Here is a 765-nt window from a genome sequence, read left to right as displayed (position 1 = left end):
CTTACGTTAGCAACGAGTAGAATTGCTCAGCAGGCGTCTGGGTGGTGGCGCTGCTTTTCATTTGCCCTTTCATGATCATATGCATCGTCTCGATGCCGCCGAGAATGATGCGGGCACAACGAAAGTCCTTGAAGCCCATCATGGGCCGGGTGCGGCGTTTGATGGCCCGGTGGTCCTGCTCCACGATGTTGTTCAGATACTTGTTCTGGCGAATCTTGATCGGTTTCTCACGCTCAGCGTTGAGCGCCTGCAGCGCGGCCAGATTCGACCCACTCTTATCGATCGTCACAGTCTCCGGCTCGCCGTTCTGGCCGATCGCCATTTCGAAGTAGCGTCGGGCCGCCGCCTTGTCGCGATGGGCTCGAAGCAGAAAATCCACCGTATTGCCTGCCTTGTCCACAGCACGGTACAGATACCGCCACTCACCCTTGATCCTGATGTAGGTTTCGTCCATCCTCCAGCTCTTGCCGACCGCCCGTTTGCACCGCCGGAAAGCTTTCTCAAGAACTGGCAATAGCCTGAGTGCCCAGCGGTGGACGGTCGAATGGTCGACCGCGATGCCGCGCTCCAGCATCATCTCCTCAAGATGACGCAGGCTCAACGGATACGCAACGTACCAGCGGACGCACAGCAGCATCACGTCAAGCGGATAGTGCAATCGCTTGAACACCTTCGCCAGGGCCGGATTCAGGATTTGCTTCATCGATCAGATCGTTCTCTCGGGGACCTCCAGCATAGCAAACCGCCTTGTTGCGACAAAACCCC

Annotated in this window: 1 protein-coding gene; it reads right to left on the bottom strand. The window is 57.4% G+C overall.

Annotated elements, in window-relative coordinates; genetic code table 11:
• Position 1: 1 nt before the first annotated feature.
• Positions 2–703 carry an IS6 family transposase gene (locus HV744_RS36640; protein WP_175154096.1) on the bottom strand — a complete coding sequence of 234 codons (702 nt, stop codon included), beginning with the start codon at positions 701–703 and terminating at the stop codon, positions 2–4.
• Positions 704–765: the final 62 nt, after the last annotated feature.

This window comes from Paraburkholderia ultramafica, from assembly GCF_902859915.1.
Lineage (GTDB): Bacteria > Pseudomonadota > Gammaproteobacteria > Burkholderiales > Burkholderiaceae > Paraburkholderia > Paraburkholderia ultramafica.
Note: the sequence above shows the minus strand (reverse complement) of the source record. Positions and strands in the feature narration are given on the sequence as shown.

What these genes read in the sequence shown, in the direction of transcription:
- HV744_RS36640 (WP_175154096.1), bottom strand. Translation starts at nt 703, where the DNA reads ATGAAGCAAATCCTGAATCCGGCCCTGGCGAAGGTGTTCAAGCGATTG.